The 17,964-nt window shown below is 60.5% G+C and carries 17 protein-coding genes and 4 pseudogenes; 11 read left to right on the top strand and 10 right to left on the bottom strand.

Going from position 1 to position 17,964, the window contains the following annotated elements; genetic code table 11:
• Window positions 1-6 precede the first annotated feature (6 nt).
• Window positions 7-954 (bottom strand): LysR family transcriptional regulator, encoded by a 948-nt coding sequence (locus J3489_RS30140; protein ID WP_207004482.1) that lies wholly within the window; start codon window positions 952-954, stop codon window positions 7-9.
• 824 nt (window positions 955-1,778) lie between these two features.
• On the bottom strand, window positions 1,779-2,168 hold the full coding sequence (locus J3489_RS30135) for a hypothetical protein (protein WP_207004481.1): 390 nt from the start codon (window positions 2,166-2,168) through the stop codon (window positions 1,779-1,781).
• A 475-nt stretch (window positions 2,169-2,643) separates the two neighbouring features.
• Between J3489_RS30135 and J3489_RS30130 the strand changes: the two genes are divergently transcribed.
• Both J3489_RS30130 and J3489_RS30125 read left to right on the top strand, forming a co-directional pair.
• Window positions 2,644-3,525, top strand: coding sequence for a tyrosine-type recombinase/integrase (locus J3489_RS30130; protein ID WP_207004480.1), 882 nt, complete (start codon window positions 2,644-2,646; stop codon window positions 3,523-3,525).
• Between the two features lie 8 nt (window positions 3,526-3,533).
• A pseudogene (locus tag J3489_RS30125) lies at window positions 3,534-3,728 on the top strand (transposase zinc-binding domain-containing protein); the annotation flags it as partial.
• 81 nt (window positions 3,729-3,809) lie between these two features.
• On the opposite strand, the gene J3489_RS30120 reads toward J3489_RS30125, so the two are convergent.
• Genes J3489_RS30120 through J3489_RS30110 form a run of 3 tightly spaced genes read right to left on the bottom strand, consistent with a single transcriptional unit; the run spans window position 3,810 to window position 6,947 of the window.
• A complete protein-coding gene (locus tag J3489_RS30120; RefSeq protein ID WP_207004479.1) occupies window positions 3,810-4,799 on the bottom strand; it encodes a tyrosine-type recombinase/integrase in 990 nt (329 codons plus the stop codon).
• 37 nt (window positions 4,800-4,836) lie between these two features.
• Window positions 4,837-5,703, bottom strand: a complete 867-nt coding sequence (locus tag J3489_RS30115; RefSeq protein ID WP_207004478.1) for a tyrosine-type recombinase/integrase — start codon at window positions 5,701-5,703, stop codon at window positions 4,837-4,839.
• Window positions 5,700-6,947 (bottom strand): site-specific integrase, encoded by a 1,248-nt coding sequence (locus J3489_RS30110; RefSeq protein ID WP_207004477.1) that lies wholly within the window; start codon window positions 6,945-6,947, stop codon window positions 5,700-5,702. The genes J3489_RS30115 and J3489_RS30110 overlap by 4 nt, the downstream gene beginning before the upstream one ends.
• Before the next feature lie 194 nt (window positions 6,948-7,141).
• On the opposite strand from J3489_RS30110, the pseudogene J3489_RS30105 reads away from it, so the two are divergent.
• Window positions 7,142-8,152 (top strand): annotated as a pseudogene (locus J3489_RS30105) (IS91 family transposase); the annotation flags it as partial.
• Between the two features lie 384 nt (window positions 8,153-8,536).
• On the opposite strand, the gene J3489_RS30100 reads toward J3489_RS30105, so the two are convergent.
• The 4 genes from J3489_RS30100 to J3489_RS30085 all read right to left on the bottom strand — a co-directional run bounded on the left by J3489_RS30100 (window position 8,537) and on the right by J3489_RS30085 (window position 11,623).
• The gene (locus tag J3489_RS30100; protein WP_207004476.1) at window positions 8,537-8,977 is read right to left on the bottom strand and encodes an SET domain-containing protein; all 441 of its coding nucleotides are present in this window, start codon (window positions 8,975-8,977) and stop codon (window positions 8,537-8,539) included.
• A 673-nt stretch (window positions 8,978-9,650) separates the two neighbouring features.
• Window positions 9,651-10,820, bottom strand: coding sequence for a tyrosine-type recombinase/integrase (locus tag J3489_RS30095; protein ID WP_207004475.1), 1,170 nt, complete (start codon window positions 10,818-10,820; stop codon window positions 9,651-9,653).
• Between the two features lie 200 nt (window positions 10,821-11,020).
• Window positions 11,021-11,335: a HigA family addiction module antitoxin gene (locus J3489_RS30090; protein ID WP_207004474.1), complete on the bottom strand. Its 315-nt coding sequence runs from the start codon at window positions 11,333-11,335 to the stop codon at window positions 11,021-11,023.
• A gap of 9 nt (window positions 11,336-11,344) precedes the next feature.
• Window positions 11,345-11,623: a type II toxin-antitoxin system RelE/ParE family toxin gene (locus J3489_RS30085; RefSeq protein ID WP_207004473.1), complete on the bottom strand. Its 279-nt coding sequence runs from the start codon at window positions 11,621-11,623 to the stop codon at window positions 11,345-11,347.
• A gap of 199 nt (window positions 11,624-11,822) precedes the next feature.
• Between J3489_RS30085 and J3489_RS30080 the strand changes: the two genes are divergently transcribed.
• From J3489_RS30080 to J3489_RS39085, 6 genes are all read left to right on the top strand, one after another.
• Window positions 11,823-12,902, top strand: a complete 1,080-nt coding sequence (locus tag J3489_RS30080) for a DNA-binding protein (RefSeq protein ID WP_207004472.1) — start codon at window positions 11,823-11,825, stop codon at window positions 12,900-12,902.
• Between the two features lie 5 nt (window positions 12,903-12,907).
• Complete coding sequence (locus J3489_RS30075) at window positions 12,908-13,138, top strand: hypothetical protein (protein ID WP_207004525.1); 231 nt, start codon at window positions 12,908-12,910, stop codon at window positions 13,136-13,138.
• 101 nt (window positions 13,139-13,239) lie between these two features.
• The gene (locus tag J3489_RS30070; RefSeq protein WP_207004471.1) at window positions 13,240-13,629 is read left to right on the top strand and encodes a hypothetical protein; all 390 of its coding nucleotides are present in this window, start codon (window positions 13,240-13,242) and stop codon (window positions 13,627-13,629) included.
• A gap of 190 nt (window positions 13,630-13,819) precedes the next feature.
• On the top strand, window positions 13,820-14,254 hold the full coding sequence (locus tag J3489_RS30065; protein WP_207004470.1) for a hypothetical protein: 435 nt from the start codon (window positions 13,820-13,822) through the stop codon (window positions 14,252-14,254).
• The gene (locus J3489_RS37975; RefSeq protein WP_445267844.1) at window positions 14,251-14,613 is read left to right on the top strand and encodes a DUF7686 domain-containing protein; all 363 of its coding nucleotides are present in this window, start codon (window positions 14,251-14,253) and stop codon (window positions 14,611-14,613) included. The genes J3489_RS30065 and J3489_RS37975 overlap by 4 nt, the downstream gene beginning before the upstream one ends.
• Window positions 14,614-14,616: 3 nt before the next feature.
• On the top strand, window positions 14,617-14,835 hold the full coding sequence (locus tag J3489_RS39085) for a DUF7713 domain-containing protein (protein ID WP_445267845.1): 219 nt from the start codon (window positions 14,617-14,619) through the stop codon (window positions 14,833-14,835).
• A gap of 887 nt (window positions 14,836-15,722) precedes the next feature.
• Here the strand turns inward: J3489_RS39085 and J3489_RS30055 are convergent.
• On the bottom strand, window positions 15,723-16,340 hold the full coding sequence (locus J3489_RS30055) for a cysteine hydrolase family protein (RefSeq protein WP_207004469.1): 618 nt from the start codon (window positions 16,338-16,340) through the stop codon (window positions 15,723-15,725).
• 256 nt (window positions 16,341-16,596) lie between these two features.
• On the opposite strand from J3489_RS30055, the pseudogene J3489_RS38405 reads away from it, so the two are divergent.
• Window positions 16,597-16,770, top strand: a pseudogene (locus J3489_RS38405) (TetR family transcriptional regulator); the annotation flags it as partial.
• Window positions 16,771-16,932: 162 nt separating this feature from the next.
• Window positions 16,933-17,916 (top strand): annotated as a pseudogene (locus tag J3489_RS30050) (Tn3 family transposase); the annotation flags it as partial.
• Between the last annotated feature and the right edge of the window lie 48 nt (window positions 17,917-17,964).

The raw sequence follows: 17,964 nt of genomic DNA, 5'->3' as shown, positions 1-17,964 counted from the left end.
TAGTCGTCAAGTTCTGTCGGTCTCCAGCGCGCGCGGCGTTTGAACGTCTCCTAGATTCACCGCATCTTCGAAATTGGACTGCAGAAAGTCGATAAATGCCCGAGTTTTGGACGATAAATTGCGTCGCGTCGGATAGATCGCATACAAAGACGTACCGCACTTCTTGCAATCCGGCAGTATAGGAACGAGTCGCTTCGCGTCAAGATCGCCACGTATGATGAAATCGGGAAGGACCGTTATCCCACAGCTCGCGATTGCCAACTCCCGAAGCGCGTCCCCGCTGTTGGACCACATGCAGGTACGGACGGGTGCTATCGATTCCTCGCCCGTCGTCACGTTTTGCAGCCTCCAAAATTGTCGCTCCTCGACGTTGCTATAGGTCAATGCCCGGTGACCAGCGAGCTCATCGATGGAGCAGGGGTGTCCAAACACGCCAAGGTACGCCGGGCTGGCGCAAAGCGTGCGATTGACCGTCGCGATCTTGCTTGCAACCAGATTGGAGTCTTTTAACGCGGCCACGCGGATGGCCACATCGAATCCCTCTCCGATGATATCGACTAGGCGGTCATCCAGGACAAGATCGATAGTCAGTTGCGGATAGTGCTTCGAAAATTCGCCCAAGATGGGCGCGAGACATATCGTACCGAAGGACATGGGCGCGTTGACCCGAAGATGGCCGACTAGCTGATTGTCTTTTTTGCGTGCGACGGATTCCGCCTCATCAAGGTCCGCCAGCAGGGCGACGGCCCGTTCATAGAATTCAAATCCTACGCTTGTGACGCCGATGGTTCGCGTGGACCGGTTCAGGAGCTGAATGCCCAGGCGCGACTCAAGCTCATCGATGCGACGACTCACGGCCGACCGTACTACTCCAACGCGTATTGCGGCAGCTGCGAAACTACGGCGTTCAACCACGGCCACAAAGGTCCGCATATCTTCGAAACGATCTTGCATGATGCTCTGGACGGGCTCTGATTTGACGGTGTGCTACGGCGATACGGGTCCGATCGATTCCTTTTGCCGTTTCGGTGCCGCATCCTGAAAGGACAGGGCGACCTGCTCCGCAAGCCCGGATAGCACTGGGTTGCACATCGGCAACGCGCGGTTGACGTCGAGTTGACGGAGCTCATGCACCAAATGCTCGATGCGATGGGCGACAAATACAACGCGGCAAAGCAGCAGTGCGTACACGAACGAACTTTTCGGCATCGTTGTATCGCATCCGATTGAATCGGTGAGCCACCATAGACACGCCCTTCCAACTTAGCGCACTCATGCAGTTATTGAACAGTCCGAATTGGTCATTCGCACTATGCCGATTCGGCATAGTGCCTACTGCAGGCACAGCAGATGGTGGCGCTGACCGGGGCGACCGCCGCGAAGTTCTTCGAGCGTGTTAGGCGAGGGCGGGGCGGATGAGGCTTAAGGGTTCCAGGGCACGTTGAGAACATTGCCGTAAGGCCTTCTGGCAGGATCGCGCGGCGCGCCGGCGAGACGTGCATCGCCAAGCCGCGCTTTCAGTCTCGATACTTGCAACCGCCTCGGTTTTCTTAACCTGCTTTGACCATTTCCCGAGACGTTGGGCGGCTATACATGGCGGAGATTTGTTCAAATTAGTTCCCGCATGGGGAGCGTTGGGTACCGGAAGCGATAGCGGTGATAATTCGCTCCTTATCACCGCAATCCGTTCACATGGTTGCGACTCATGCGGAGAGCCTGGCTCGATGGTTCATCCCTGTAGGTGTTCCGCGACAGGCGGACTGCTCGGAGCGTTGATTTCAGATGGTGCCGGCACCGTCACGTCGGTTATACCCGACACGCCACGATTCGAGTGCCTCGTTGAGTTGGCTGATAGCTGATTGCGCCTTGAACGTCTGCTGGTTGAAGAGCTCCTTCAGCGAGAGGATGCATTGATGGATTGCGGGCATGAGGGTGATTGCTTTATCCAGATACGCCGTAGCCGGCTTCTGAAAATTGGCGCGCGCAGTTACCAGTACGTGCTGCAACCGCGAGTTATCGGTGATCAACGCATCTGGCGACGAGTTTGCTGCTGCAAGATTGCATAGCATCTGGTGCTCCCATCCGTGCGTGGAATCGGCGACCAGTTGAATGCACAGGCATCGCGATCGGGGAATCTCGAGCACGAACAGCATTTCTGCTTCGGGCACGACTGCACATATGCCTGGCCACTAGGTGACAAACCATGCCCGGCTGTCATTGCGGAGAGTAGAAGAGTCCCATTGCCGCAGCAGATTATTGGACATATCGTTCTCCGGAGACTGATCCTGCTGCACCGCGCAATTGCCGCGGGCCAAGAAAAGGTTTGGGGAGGCGTCCTGGCACCTTTCTCACATGTTAGTAAATTGCCCTCGCCGCCGACGAAATGCTGCTAGTTGCCGACGTTGATTTGCCCGAAAGGATGGGGCCACGGTGACGGCATAATCGCAACGCCGATTGTACGGCGGCGAAGGCCGTTTGTCGGCCTTATGGAAAGCTTCGCATAAGGCCGATTGAACTAAACCGCTGACGCGGTAGCAAGTGGTTGGCCGGTCGTGTCGGCTACGGCGCGGTTTGCGGTGCGCATTCCTTCGAATGCGACGATGGCAGTGCAGTTTCTGCCTCGTCCTTTCCAAGGAGTCAGCCATGACGGCATTACGTCGACGCATGATCGAGGATATGCGCGTGCGCAACCTCGCGGCCAACACCCAGCGCACGTACCTGCAGCAGGTGAGTAATTTCGCCCAGTACTTCGGCCGCTCGCCTGCACTGCTGGGCCCGGAGGAGATCCGCGCATACCAGTTGCATCTCGTCGAGGTCCAACGGCGTTCCCGAAGCACGCTGGTCGTAGCCACCGCGGCGCTGCGTTTTCTGTACACCATCACGCTCAAACGCGACTGGTCGATCGATGAGATCCCCATGTCGAGGGTACCTCGCAAGCTGCCAGTCATCCTCAGCCCCGACGAGGTGACGCGGTTTCTCGAATCGATCAGAAGTGTCAAGCATCGCAGCGTGCTGATGGTGGCGTACGCGGCTGGCCTGCGCATCTCGGAGGCCACCCGCCTGAAGGTCAGCGACATCGACAGCCAGCGCATGGTACTGCGTGTCGAACAGGGCAAGGGCGACATCGACCGCTACGTCATGCTTTCGCCGCGACTGCTGGAGATCCTGCGCAGCTACTGGCGTATCGGCCAGCCACAGAACTGGCTGTTTCCGGGGCGGTTTCCTGAGCAGCCCATCGACCCGGCAACGATACGACTGGCGTGCCAGCAGGCACGTCGCCGATCCGGGATCAGCAAGCCCATCACGCCACATGCCTTGCGTCACGCGTTCGCGACGCACCTGCTCGAATCCGGTACCGATGTGCGCACTATCCAGTTGCTGCTCGGTCATCGCAGCCTCGCCACCACCTCGCGCTATCTGAAGGTCGCAACCAGCACCATCTGCGCGACGACCAGTCCGTTCGACCGACTGCCTCAACAATCTCCTACGTCGATCTACCCCGAGCCACCGCCCACCAATGGCTGAGTGCGATCGTGCGCGCCGCGCTAGAACTGGCGGACGTTCTGCGTCGCCACGGGCCAGCCTATCGTGAAGTGCATGCCGACTCGCTCAGCCGCGAGCAGCGTCGCGTCATGGCCGCGATCGAGCAATGTCGTACAGCAGCACTGGGTGGCCACGTCGAGCAGTGCGACACCTGCGGACATCAGCGCATCGCCTATAACTCCTGCGTTATGGGGAGTCGTTTCGTATGGGGAGTAGATGTGTCAAGCGAGCGCGGACTGTGGAACCCGCGCTCCTGCAACTCTCCATTAAAGCTTTGCCCTGAGCATGGCGATGACCTTGTCGGACGGTCTGAACGAACCCCTGCGCAGTTCCGGGGGAACGATTGCGTTCAGTGCTTCAAGCTTCTCGGTAGGATCGGCGCGAGTATAGATTTCGGTAGTAGCCAAATCGCTATGTCCGAGCCACAGAGACACTTTTCGGATATCGTTCGTGCTCTGCAGTACTATCATTGCGCACGTATGCCTCAAGACATGCGGCGAAACACGTTTCTGTAACAACGAAGGGCACTTCTGGCTCGCCGCCTCAGCATGATGTTTGAGGACGTACGCAAAGCCCCAGCGGCTCATCGCTTCACCCCGAACATTGACGAACAACTCCGGTACGCGAGCCGTTCCCCGTACCGCCATCCACGCACGCAACGCATTGGCGGTCACCTTCCAGAGGGGAAGCGTACGCTCACGCCGCCCCTTGCCGTGAATGCGGATGCTCATCGACGGCAATGCAACATCTGTCATCTGCAATCCCGTCAACTCTGAAACGCGCAGCCCACCGCAGATAGCCAGATGCAGCATTGCCCGATCCCGGATTCCCTCACGTGTTGTCGGGTCTGGCGCATCAAGCAGGGCCCGGACTTCCCTTTCTAACAGATACGGTACCAGGCGCGAATCAGTCTTCTTGTATGGAATGCCGAGGACGCGCCGCACCTGCTCGAGCACGACGGGCTCGCGATGTTCGAGGAAGTGGAAGAAGGACCTGATTGCGGCCAGTCGTACATTGCGGGTCTCAGGCGAGTTATTCCGTTCGTCTTCAAGATACTCCAGGAACGCACAGATCATTTCAGCGTCAAGCTGCTCCAGCGCAAGCGCCGATGGTGTCACCTTGAGTCGTTCAGCGGCATACTCGAACAGGAGCTGGAAGCTGCAGGCATAGGAATCGCAAGTGTGCTGACTGGCGCCTCTCTGATGTGCGAGGTTCTGGCGAAGGAATGCCACAACGTGGGGTGCGAGCGGTATCATTTCTGCTCTCCGACGAGGAAACCTTCAGCGGCGACCGCTATATCACGCAGGAGCTCCGGAGTGGCCTCGAGATACCAGTAGGTGGCATTGATGTTAGCGTGCCCCAGGTACGTCGCGAGGGCCAGCATGTGCTGCCCGACGCGGTCCCGCCCCTCAGGGCTCGCCTCGAGTGCACGAATGGCGAACGTATGCCTGAGCTCATGCAAACGAGGGCTGCGGCCGTTGGCTGCGGGCCTATGCCGGCGAACTTCAGCAGCTTCCGGAACATCCAGTAAACAATCGTGTACCTGAGTGGGTGGCCGTCGTCATCAACAAACGCATGATCATCGTCCGGATGTGCCAGTCGCCGCAGCGTCAGATACTTATGCAGACCCTTCGTCGCCGTATCGTGCAGAGGAACCAGACGGCTCTTCTGGAATTTGCTTTTTCGAATGACGAGTGCATCGGGCGTAATGTCGGCAAACCGCAGGTTCAGGGCTTCCGAGACGCGTAGACCCGTGGCGGACAGCAGCGCGATCAACGCAGCATATGTGTGTGGTTGCAGTGCATTGGAGGGCCCGAGTTTCAGGGCAGCGTCGATCAGGCGTTCGATGTCGGTCCGTGTGTAAATGTACGGAGTCCGCCGAGTCTTTCGGCAGGCAAAGTACCGTACCGGCGGCAGCTCATGGTTCTGATCCTCGATGGACAGATACCGGGCGAACCGGCATACGGTCCTCAACCGCGCGTCACGCTGGGCTACCGACGCAGCCTCGGCTGCCCAGTCGATCGCGGTCTGCGCGCGGACGTGCATTTCACCACGATTGACGGCAAAGCGTGCGAAGCTGCGCAGCAGGTATTCCGCGTTCGACAGCTTGAATCCCGCGGCACGACGCGCAGCGAGATAGGACTCCACGGCGGGCATCATTTCTTCACCTCCGGCCACGGCTGTGCGATTCGCCTGAGCAGCGCAAAGTCAACCTTGGCGTAATAGGCTGTGGTGTCGATGCCGCGATGCCTGAGGACCATGCCAATCTGGTCGAGGGGAAGACCGTGACGCAACATCTCAGTCGCCGCTGTGTGTCGCAGCAGATGTGCACCCTTGGCGGGTGAGCTCACCTTGGCCCGTTTGAGCGCGCGTTTCACTACCGACGAGATACCATCGCCTGAAACAAGCGGTCTGAACGGAGCAATGTTGCGTACGAAGACGCGGTCATCTCCGGTCACTCGAGGTCGGGATTCGAGATAGCGCAGGAGTGCCTCACCGGCGTCCTGCGGCAGCGGGAGTCGAACTTCATAACGGCCCTTACCTGAGACCCGCAGCGTCCCGGTTTCCCACTCGATGTCTTTCATGCGAAGGTTTGCGAGGTCGCCCGCACGCACCCCGAGTCGCACAAGCAACAGAACGATCGCGCGGTCGCGAAGGGTTCGAAGTGAATGGCCATCGCAAGCGGCAATCAGACGGTCAACGTCGTCAGTTGCAAGACACTGCGGGAATGTCGACAGGCGCCAATGCGCCAGGGTGGGGACCGCTTGATCGAGACCGGCCCGACACAGGCCGTGAACACCCAGATAACGCAGGAAGGCCCGCACACTGGTGACCCGCTTTTCGGCCGTACTGACGCCGCACTTGCGAGCACTATCCAGGAGGAACGTGCGCACGCCCTTCGGATCCCATCCACTGACATCATGCCCAAGCGACTCAAGCATTACCGTGACATCGCGACAGTACAGCCGAAGTGTCGCCGGCTTAGCACCCCGGTGCTTTCGCATCCACTGCCGGAAACCGCTCACGATGGCGGGTTCGCAAATCGTGGCAGGGGAAGGATTCCGGGCTTCACAGACACCGATCCCCATCAGGTATTCAAGAAAGCGCTTCGCGCCGAAGTAGACGTGGTGGTTTGCCGTACCTCCCTTTGCATCCGGGCAGTTGCACATTGGAAGATGTCGACGGAAGACTTCCAAAGTCTGTGGCCCCACCTCGGTCAGGGGGTTGCCACTCATCAGCATGAAGCGGCCCAGATGATCCGCGGCCCGTATGTACCGCACGACGCTGGCCGCTGAGTATCCATCCCGATTGAGCGCATCGGCAAAGCCGTCAATAAAAGCGCTGGCCGGTCCCGTACGCAGGCGCCTCAATGTCTTGGGCGCCACCAGGTATGTGTCTAGCATCACGTCCTCCTGTGATGATTGCTCGTGGAAGCCAGACCACGATAGCAACGGAGGAGCGCGATTTAATGGGGAGGGGAAATGCGTCTCGTGCGGCAGCAGACTAGCAGTGTTCGGTCGGAGTCGCGCCGAACATCGTCTCGAACTCTCTGTTAGCCAGAACTCCCCATAACGCAGGTAATGGGGCGCACTCCATTACCTGCGGCAACCGGCATTGTCCGAAGTGCCAGTCGCTTGCCCGCGCACAATGGATCGAGGACCGCCAGGCCGACCTGCTGCCCGTGCCGTACTTCCACGTTGTCTTCACCATCCCCGAACAGATCGCGTCGATCGCCTTCCAGAACAAGCGGGTGGTCTACGACATTCTGTTCCAGGCCACGGCCGAAACGCTGCACACGATCGCGGCCGAGCCACGCCATCTCGGTGCAACGATCGGTTTCATCGCGATCCTGCACACGTGGGGGCAGAATCTTGTGCATCATCCCCATCTGCACTGCGTGGTCCCGGGCGGTGGCCTCACTCCCGACGGCAACCGCTGGGTAGCCTGCAGGCCCGGTTTCTTCCTGCCCGTGCGGGTGCTTTCGCGTCTGTTCCGGCGACTGTTCCTCGAACGGTTGCAGCATGCCTTCGACGTGGGCGAGTTGCGGTTCTTCTCCTCGCTCGCACACCTAGCCGAACGACGCGAATTTGCTCGCTACTTGGCCGGTTCGCGGCAGACCGAGTGGGTGGTCTATGCAAAGGAGCCGTTCGGCGGCCCGCAGCAGGTTCTCGACTATCTCGGCCGCTACACACACCGCGTCGCGATCTCCAACAACCGCCTCGTCGGCCTGAGCGGCGAGCACGTCACGTTCCGCTGGAAGGACTATCGTCATCCGGGTAGGCCGCGCGTGATGCACCTGGACGCCCACGAATTCATCCGGCGCTTCCTGCTGCATGTGTTGCCGCGCGGGCTACAACGTATCCGTCACTACGGGCTGCTCAGCAATCGCCTGCGTGAGCCCCGGCTGACCGTATGCCGTCATCTGCTCAATGTCGAGCTCATCAGGGAAACCTGCAGCGCGCCCGAACCTGACTATCGCGACCGTTACGCGAAACTCACAGGCCGCTCGCTCCACGACTGTCCTGTCTGCTCACGCGGGCGCATGCTGTGCATCGACCGCCTGTTGCCCAGTGCGCCGCCGCGCGCGCCACCGGTGAATCCCCGATGAATCCCGATCCGCTCACCTGCAACACCGGTTCCAGCGCATCCCGCCGGCGCTGCTGGACACGCTCGGCCACACGTCGCCCACCACCGCCTGAGGCACCCCGCGTCGTCTGTTCATCACATACGTCGTGCGGGTATTCCTTCCACAAACCTGGCCCCGAACCGTTCATCCCGGGCGCTGCAAGTACTGTCGTCGAGAACATCGTACGCAGGCACCTCGATTCAACGCCCATAGCCGCAACCGTCAGCGGACCGGTTTAGCTCAAAGAATTTTTAGCGAAGCGCAGACGACCCGTACGTCGTGCCAATGCGGGCCAGTTGCGCCGTCTGCGCTTCGCTAAAAATCCTCTGCCTTATCACAATAGAACGATGCGTGGTCTCAAATTCATCACTCTGCGTTGCGCAGCATTGATCGGCGACAGTTTGAAGCGCCGCAACGACACGCGTACTGAGCGCGAATATCGTCAGTGATCTCGCCGTCGACCGCGAGGCCGTAGTCGATGAAAAGCTCGTCGCCGGGCTTGATGGCGGCGAGTGCATGGATGAACACCCGGTCGCCCACTTCAATTGCCTCGCAGTTGGGCGAACACGCGTGATTCAGAAAGCGGGCACTGTTGCCACCACGGCTACCGTCAATCACGCGTCCGTTGGACAGGCCAAACGCAAACGTGTGACCAACGTCGGATCGTTGACGGGCGGCGGCGCGTCGCCAGCTGGTCACTTTACCCTTGTACTCGATGAGCCGATCGCCTGCTGCGATCGGCTGCAATGCGAAAAGTCCCTTGCCATGCACCGATGAGCGCCGTGCTGTCATGCGTCGCAGTCGCATTGTGTCGTGTCCCGCCTGTAACGTGTGTGTGACTGTAATTGCCGCTGAGGTGCGAAGCATATCGCTGCCGCTGCGCAAATTCAACGAGCGCCATAGCGTATTGTGTGCAACTAACCGTCAGCCGCGCATTGATCCAAACCCAGCTTCGCCAAAAACCAGCCGGCAGGAACCGGGGCACCGGTCGCCTACTTCATGGATGGGGGCATGGATGGACGTGATGCATAGACTGCGATGCCTGTTCCACGGCCTCGCGGGTTGCCTTATCTGGCTATGCAGCTTGACCCGGAGGATGGTTGCCTGACGGTGCGCGGGGAGAGCGATGACGAATCGTTGACCGCATTGACTCCGGCCGGTGTTGAGCCGCTAATCGAACTGATCGACAACGTGAAATCCCGATAGGGTGGCCTCATCGATCGAGCCGTGCGCTCTGCGTTGACGGATGCAAGAAGGCCGGAGTACCTGGGTGGTGGTTTGAGCTCGTCACGGCCTGAACAGGGTGAAGCCGATTGCCTGTCATCAGCCTCGAAGTGATGCACCAGCGCGACGGCAGCAGCATGTCGATCGAACCTCCTGTTTCGCACACTGCCGGATGCCGTCATCGTCGGGCGGAACGTGCTGCGACGAGCGGAACGCCGCGAGAGGCGTAAGGCGGCGATCGACGCCGGCAGAGGGGCTACCAGTCGATGCGGTGTTTTTCTTCGGTTTCGCGGTGCCGTTGCTCGTCGGACGTGTGCAGGTACGGATTGGTGCTCGTGAGCGATGCGTGACGCAGGTTGTCGCGCACGGTGCGCAGATCGACGCTGCCGTCGGCCATGTGCGAACCTGCGGTGTGGCGTAACCAGTGCGCGGAGGCCTGCTCGAGCAACGCCGCCTGTCCCGCGAACCCTTCACCGCGCAGGCGAAGCCGCCCGGCCGCGCCGGCAAAGATGCCCTTGACGATCGTGTGCAGCGCGGCGCGCGTGAGCGGCTTCATGGATTTGCCCAGCGGCAGCACGAGCGGCGTGTCCTCGTGCCGCGAGGGCAGTGCGGACAGACCCCGTTCGCGCCGGTAGCGTCCGAGTTCGACCATCATTTCCGCCGACGCCGGCACGAGCCCTTCCTTGTCGCCCTTGCCGAGCACTTCGAGCCACCAGCGCTCGTGGCCGTCGGCATCGCGCCGGCAAAAGAAGCGGCCCATCGTGTTGCCGCTCACTTCCGAGATCCGCAGGCCACCCAGGTAGAAGAGGGTGAACAGCCAGCGCGCCCGCAGGTAGCGCTCGCGCTCGCGAGGCGTGTCCTTGGGCAGACTGTCGATATAGACCTTCACTTCCTGCCACAGCTCGCGCTCGAGATAGCGGGTAATGCGCGGCTTCGCTCGGCGGGTGCGCTGGCGCGACAGCGGGTTGCCCGCCAAGTAGCCGGCTTCGACCAGCCACGCAAACAGCACGTTGAGGATCACCATCGCCTGATACTGGCTGCTTGGCCGGAGCGTCTTGTAGAACGGTCGCCAGCGCGGGTCATGGCGCGGGTACTTGCGACCGCCGTCGGCGACCCAGCGGGAGTGCGGCTGTGGGTCCTTCAGAAATTGCCGGAACATCAGCAGGTCCTCGTGCGTGAGCGACGAGAGCGGCTTGCCCAGCTGGACGATCGCCCACAGCAGGAGACGCTCGGCTTCCTTTCGGTAGTTCTCGAAAGTGGTCTTCTTGTCGGCGACGCGGGCGAGCCATGCGCGCACCGCATGGAGGTCGTCGCGAGCGGAGATCTGCGAGTGTCCGTGCGCCCGGTTGGTGCCATCACGGCCATCCAGATCGGCGGGCAGTTCGAGCACGTCAAGGGGCCGCGGGGCGATCAGGGCTGTTTTCATGATGTCTGGTCTGGCGTTGCGGGGCGCGCCGCGAGGGGCTGAACAAGGTCACGGACCTTGCTCAGCCTCCCTACGATCGATCAACGTCCGGCGAGCCATCCCACTTATCCGCGAGCGGTCGGACACGGCGGTCGATGACTTTGACCACTCTCAGGCAGTGCTGTATCGCCGGCATGCGCAATGTCTGTCTTCTTTAATGATCACGCAGAAACGCCTGCTTCGGCCGGCGCGTGCTGGACGTGAGGCGTACCTTTCTGGCGCGCCTGCCAGAGGTCATAGGCGGCCTGACCGGCCATCCATACATCGGCCCGGCCGCCGCGCGCGACACCCAGCCACGCCTCGATACGCAGCGCCATTTCGGGGGAAATTGCGGCGTGCTCATTGAGCACGCGCGAGAGTGCGGAACGCGTGACGCCGAGTTGCTGCGCGGCCTGCGTGACGGTCAGGCCGAGCGCTGGTAGCACGTCCTCGCGCAGCGTCGCGCCGGGGTGCGGCGGATTGAACATACGACTCATGAAAGACTCCTAATGATAGTCGTGGTAGTTGACCAGTACAGCATCTGTGCCTTCGAAGCGAAAGGTCAGTCGCCAGTTGCCATTGACCCACACCGAAAAATGGCCCTCCAGATCGTCGTGCAGCGGATGCAGCCTCCAACCAGGCACGTTCATGTCGTCGGGGCCCGACGCGTCGTCGAGTTGCCGTAGCTGGCGCGCAAGCCTGGCAGCATGATGCGGCTGGATGCCCGCCTTGCTGCCCTTTTCAAAGAAGTCGCGCAGGCCTTTGTGCAGGAACGTTTTGATCATGGCGTATTGTATTGTGTAACGTCACGCTACACAAGCACTGCCGCGGAAGAACCGAACTCGGGGGGGCAGGCGGCAATTGTCGCGCTCCAGCTATAGAATTTCAACATTATAGGATTAATGTCAAATTACCGGTCTTTAAGGTTAGATATATAGCGTTTTACGTTGTATTATTAACTGACTGAAACGATCTTCCGCCTCCATGTCCGACGATCTGCACGTTGTTTCGTCCAATGTCCCGTCCGATGACACCCGTCTTGCGGCCGAGATCGAGCGGCTCAAGGCCGAGTTCCCGAAAACGCGCGAGCTGTACCGCGAAGTCTGTGCACTGCTGTTCTTCCGCTTCGGCCAGACGCCGACCGCGAACCGTCTGTACCAGCTGGTCAGGCGCGGCAGCATGGGCACACCCGCGGCGGTGCTCGGCGAGTTCTGGGCGGAACTGCGCGAGAAGAGCCGCGTGCGCATCGACCATCCAGATTTGCCGGCGGACTTGCGGGACGCGGCCGGGGAACTGGTCGCCACGCTGTGGACGCGTGCCACGGCCTCGGCGCGGGCGGAGCTCGACGCGCTGCGCACGGAAGTGGAGGGTGAGCGCTCGGCAGCGGAGCAGCGCGTTGCCGCGGCCCGCGGCGAGTTGGGCCGCACCGAGACGGCGCTCGAGCAGCGCACCGCGGCGCTGCTTGCCGCCCAGGTGGAGGTCCGCGAACTCGAGAAGGCGCAGGCCGAGGGGCACGCGGCACGGCAGGCGCTCGAAGCCGAGGTCAACCGGCTGAAGGCCGAAGCGGCAGCACGCGACCGTGAACTGGCGACCGTACGCGAAGGCTTCTCGCGGGATCTCGACAAGCTGCGCGAGACGGCGGAGCGGGCCGAAGAGCGCCTGCGCGCCACCGAAAAGCGGGCATTGCTCGAGATCGATCGCGAGCGCGGCGCGCTCGCGAGGCTGCAGAAGGAAGTTGACGAGACGACAAAGCGCGCCGACCGGCGCGAGGCGGACCATCGCCGCGCGGTCGAGGCATTGCAGGCGCAGCTCGGTGACGCGCGCCACCAGGCAGGCGTGCTGCAGGGGCGGCTGGATGCCGCACAGGCTACGAATGAGGCGCTGCAGCAACAACTGGCGGCGTTGCGCGAGGCGCGCATGAACGAGGCGCGACCCGATCGCGCGAAGGCCGCCCCGGCACGCCCGGCAGTCACACGCCCGTCCCGTCCTCCGGGTCCGTCGCGCAAGACAGCGTCGGCACCGGCGACGGCGGCCAAACCGGCGATACGCCGGAAGCGGGGGTAGGCGCGATGGACCAGAAGACCCGCCCGCGGAAAGGGCAAACCGGGCGCACCGGGCGCAAGGCCCCGGTCTGTCCGCCGATCGGCGTGCTGCTGCGCTATGGCGAGCGCACCGTGCGCGTGATCGCCGAAGCGAGCGGCCAGCGCGTGATCATCGAGTCGGTCGACGAGGACGGCCGCACCTTCCGGAGCACCGTGAAGTGGGCTAATCTGGTCCGTCTTGAAGGGCAACTTTTCTGAGCGCGATGACGTGCGGCACCGGCGAGCGTGACGCGATCAGCGACCGGGATCATCGCTAGCGCGGTTGTCGCATTGTGCAGTCGGGCGAGCGCGGAGGTGACATGACATTGAAGGCACAGTGGTACCGCGATAGGCTCGCGAAAAAAGCGCTCAAGGGTTTTTGTGGCTACCCTGTGGCAACGGTTGCTTTCTATGGGCCCGACGACACGCGGGCGACGAAGGTGTCGGTCGGCATCGTCGCGCACGAAGATGCGGAGGCCGATCCCGTTGAGCGATGGTTCTGTGAAACCTCCGATGCGAGGATCGATCCGGGAATCAGCGAAGCAGTCGTGCGCTTCATCGAACAGCACGGTGCCCGATCGGTCGCAACCGTCGATCGCATCTTCGGGTGTCCGCATGAGGAAGGCATCGACTATCCCGAAGGCGAAGCCTGTCCGCTGTGTCCGTTCTGGCGCGACCGTGACCGGTGGAGCGGCGAGATCATCGGGTAAGTGCGGTATGCAGTTTCCGCAACCGATGCACGGGGTCACCGGCATAAGCCAGGGTAACGGGATCGGGTGCGGAAGATAGGAGCGGTGCGGCGCCGCAACCGCCTGTCAATGAGGCCTCGCGGACTCAATCTTCCGTGACAGTCCGTGACGCTTCCGTTCTCTTCGCGCACCCCGTCTGACGAGATATTCCATGTCCAACCTCACATGCTCGGCTCTGTCCTCGCTCTCCAGAAATTCTGGCGTTTCCATGGAGAAAATGGAGTTCGCCATCGAACTGCTCATCGTATGTTTTGTGGCGATGAAAGAATCCGGTCTCGCATGGCCCGTAATCACGGAGGACGACCAGGAGCTGCAATTGCAGCTTTACACGACCACCGTCCGGCTTGGCGAAGACCTGAGTCCCTCACGACGAGATCGACTGATGCAGCAGTATGTCGAGAACCATCCCGAGAAGAATCTGTGTGCCTATGTATGGTCAGAAACCGCAAATTGGCTGAGAGGGATTGTCCCGGAAGACAGTGACAGGTATGTCATGCTGGTGGTCATCAACCTTGTAAATTGCATTGCGTACGTACCCATGCCCGACCCTGGAAAGCCGGTTCGTCGGCGGGAGGAATCTGCATGACTCAGGAAAGATGCGAGCAGTGCGCACAGCCCATGGCAGCTTACGATGCGATCCATTACGGCTCCATGGAAACCGGACACCGACTGCTCTGCACCCAATGCTTCAATGTCGAGGTAGCACGGCGATATGGCATGACCGATCTCGAAAACGTGCGCCTGGAACCGATCGACATGGTCGATTCCGCAGGCGACTCCCATCGGTTTCATTTCCAGATGCGTTTGCTTGGCCCAAACATGATCGTTCTCGACGCTTTCGAACTTCGCGAAGACGTCCGTGCCGGGTACGAATTCCGGACCGTGGGCGAACCTGACGATGATGTGCTGACATTGCTTGGCCGTCTGGTCGAAAAGTTGAGGTGAGCTCTGTCGGTCCGATTTCTCGGCACCGAAAACCATCGACTGCGAATCAGCGATCAAACCGTGCAAGGGAGAATCTCATCGGATATGTCTGGGATCGAGAATATGCCTGTCGTTGTTGTCGACGGAAAAGAAATCAGGTGGGACGACTTCGGCCGGATGCTGATGGCGTTCGAAGGCTGGCAATTCAAGCTGGACATCGCCGATCCGGCCGACGAGCTTTGAGCCGCGCCCAGACGGATGGCCGCGCCGCGCTACCGAACAGTCGGACTTGATGTCGCGTGGCCGCTCGTCGCAGAACTGGCCCGCCTATAGCGGCGCACGCCGTCATTTCGCGAAAACTTGGTAAATTCCCTGGCGCACGCCCACCCGTCAGGCTGTCCGACCATGCACCTAGCAACGCGACGACATCAAGGGTAGGCCTGCAAGTGGGGGCAATTTTTGACAGAGGCGGTTCACAGCAAGGTTCGATTTCCTGCTCGACGCGATCAAGCCGGCGATCATTGTCGTGCACGGCACGGATACTGTTTCGCACATTCTGCAAAAGAGTCTCTCGGTCCCAATCATCGACGTTGGCCACTTTTCGCGTGGAAAGGATCAGTGGTGGGCAGCCGCCATCGCGAAAGCGGGTCTGTCTGCCGTCGCGAATTAGGATGCTGCGACGGAGGTTGCGCTCGGAATCGCCAGGACGGTTCGCGAACAGCTCGATCAGATTGCCTCCATTCGCGACGCGCAGATCGATCCGATGTGCGCCACTCTCCGGGACTTTTCTGTGGATGTCAGCAGGCTCGCAGTCCAGTTCGACGTGTCGATGCCGGAATTGGACGCTGCCCGAGCCGATCAAAGCCTACGAAGACAAGAAGGAGCGCATCGCCAAGTACCGGTAGTGCACTTCGTGGGTTTTGGGGTTTGGCCACGCCATCGGCACGTCGACCTGTCATGTTTTGGTGTAATCGTACTTTTCATGCAAATTCTGGCGGTTTGCATGAAAAATTGCCGACAGATCAATACCTTGCGATGACTCCCGATCACGCGCCATTCACCGGGTCGCAAACCCTCGCTGGGGGAGCATCGGCGCCCTTCTGCCGCCAGATTCGGCATGAAAAGTACGATTACCCCTTCATAGCCTCAACGAGTTCGGCGGTGGTGAGAATCTCGTGTGCGTAGGTCGGACCGTCGATATTCATCGCGGCGTGCAACGCTTCGTGCGACCGCGCGGACGTTGCATCACGCACCAGCGTGACGTGATAGCCCAACTCCATGCCGATGCGTCCCGTCGCCTCGAGGCAGGTGTTCGCGAGAAGGCCGATCAGAATGATCTTCTCCTTGCCGTGACGTTTGAGCTGATGGTCGAGATCCGTATTCGGGAAACCGCTCGAAGCCCAATGTTCAGTTGCAACAATGTCGCCGGGCTGCACCTGAAAATCGTCATGGAACGTACCGCCCCACGTGTCTTTCGCAAACGCCTGCCGTTCGGCCGCACCCAGTTGATAGGGTGACGGGTACTTCCAGTTCACGTAGTCGCCCGACTCCCAACGGTGATGCGGAACGTGAAAGATCGCTATCCCCACTTCGCGCGCAGTCCGCACGATGGAGCGAAGGTTGTCGTGCATGTTGTTCTCGCGCGCGATGTCCTTGACCCAGGGGAAAAGCTTGCCTCCCTCGCTCAGGAAATCGTTGTACAGATCCACGCACAGCACGGCAGTGATTTGAGGTTCGTAAGTGGCCATTGAAGACTCCTTGTCGACTCAGGACGCTTCGCCGATCACGACGGCGCGTCGCTCGCGTAAAATAAAGGTTGAACATAATCTATTCTATGCGCGAGTCACGCGGCCTCGCAAGGTGCGAATTGATCTTTTCGACTATCGGCCCTTTTGGCACAACATATCGGAGCATGGCCGCTAAAATAGTGGTCGATCAACATTTAACGCCGTCAGGCGGCCAACTGGGGTTTGTCAGCTCTTCGACGTAACAGGAGATGTTCCAATGGGACGTTCAAACCGGAAGCAGGCGGAACAAAACCGGCAGCGCATCGTGGAGCAGGCAGACGCAGCCGTGCGCGGCGGTGGCGTAGCCGCTGTGAGCATCGCTGAGATCATGGCGGCAGTGGGAATGACGCAAGGCGGGTTCTACAACCACTTCGAATCGAAAGACGCCTTGATTGCTGAGGCCTGCTCATCTGGCTTCGCGCGCTCCGTGCAGAACTGGAAAGCGAAGGCGATGTCAGCGCGGCATCCGGTTGCGGGCGCATTGAAACGCCTGATTTCGTATTACTTCGCCAAGAAGCCGGTCGAGCAGGGCTGCCCGATGGTGGCGCTGGGACAGGATCCAATCGCCGCACATTGGGGGCGCGCCAACCTGGCATCGTCGGACATGATGTCGCTGGAAACGGCTCGTACAGTGTGGCAAGCGCGGGTAGACCCGCGTCGACGCACTAAATCGATCGGCATGTACACGCATGTCCGCGATCGCCGGGGCATCTTCTACGATCAACCCATTATCCTCAATGAGCGGCAGGCCGGGGCAGCGATCGAAGGTGTGATACGTCAAAGCAGTGCCGACGATGTTGCCCAGCTTGCCGTCGATACACATGGATTTACAGACTACGCAATGGGTCTCGCACGCATCCTGGGTTTTGACCTGTGCCCGCGGCTCTCGCATCTTCGCGACCGGCGTTTGCATGTTCCGCAGCACCATACCGTCCCTGCGGAACTGATTGCCGTTACCGATCGCGATGTCAGGATGAACTTGATCGAGAGCATCTGGGACGAGCTTGTCCGAGTCGCCGCTTCAGTGCAGACGGGCCAATGCACCGCCGTCCAGGCGTTATCGCGCTTCGGTTCAGCCGCACGCGGACAGCCGGTATACGATGGCGGCACGCATATCGGACGGTTATTCCGGACCATATACCTGATCGATTACTTCACCAATTCAGCGTTCCGCGCCGAGTTGCAGCATGTGCTCAATCGTGGCGAAGCTGTCCATACCGTACAGCGGGCGATCCACATCGGCAAGATTCCGCTAGAACTGACCAGGCACAATGACTCGCTCGCAGCGGTGTCCTCAGCACTGGCGCTGCTCTCCAATGCCGTGATGGCATGGAACACGATCCACATGCAGCGCGCGGTCGACCAGATAGAGGCGACGAGTAGAGAGACCGTTCAGGCGGACGACTTGCGGCACATCGCGCCCACGCATCTTGAAAGTATCAATCTGCGCGGAACGTTCGATTTCCCGATCGAACGCTATGCACATCATTTGCTGCCGAGCGTGGCCGACCGTAAGCGCGAATTTAAGCGCACATAGATTGTCGATGGTCGAGAGCGCAGCATGTGTGTCCACAGTTTTTTCTGC

Source organism: Trinickia mobilis (assembly GCF_017315705.1).
GTDB classification, from domain to species: Bacteria; Pseudomonadota; Gammaproteobacteria; order Burkholderiales; family Burkholderiaceae; genus Trinickia_A; species Trinickia_A mobilis.
Note: the sequence above shows the minus strand (reverse complement) of the source record. Positions and strands in the feature narration are given on the sequence as shown.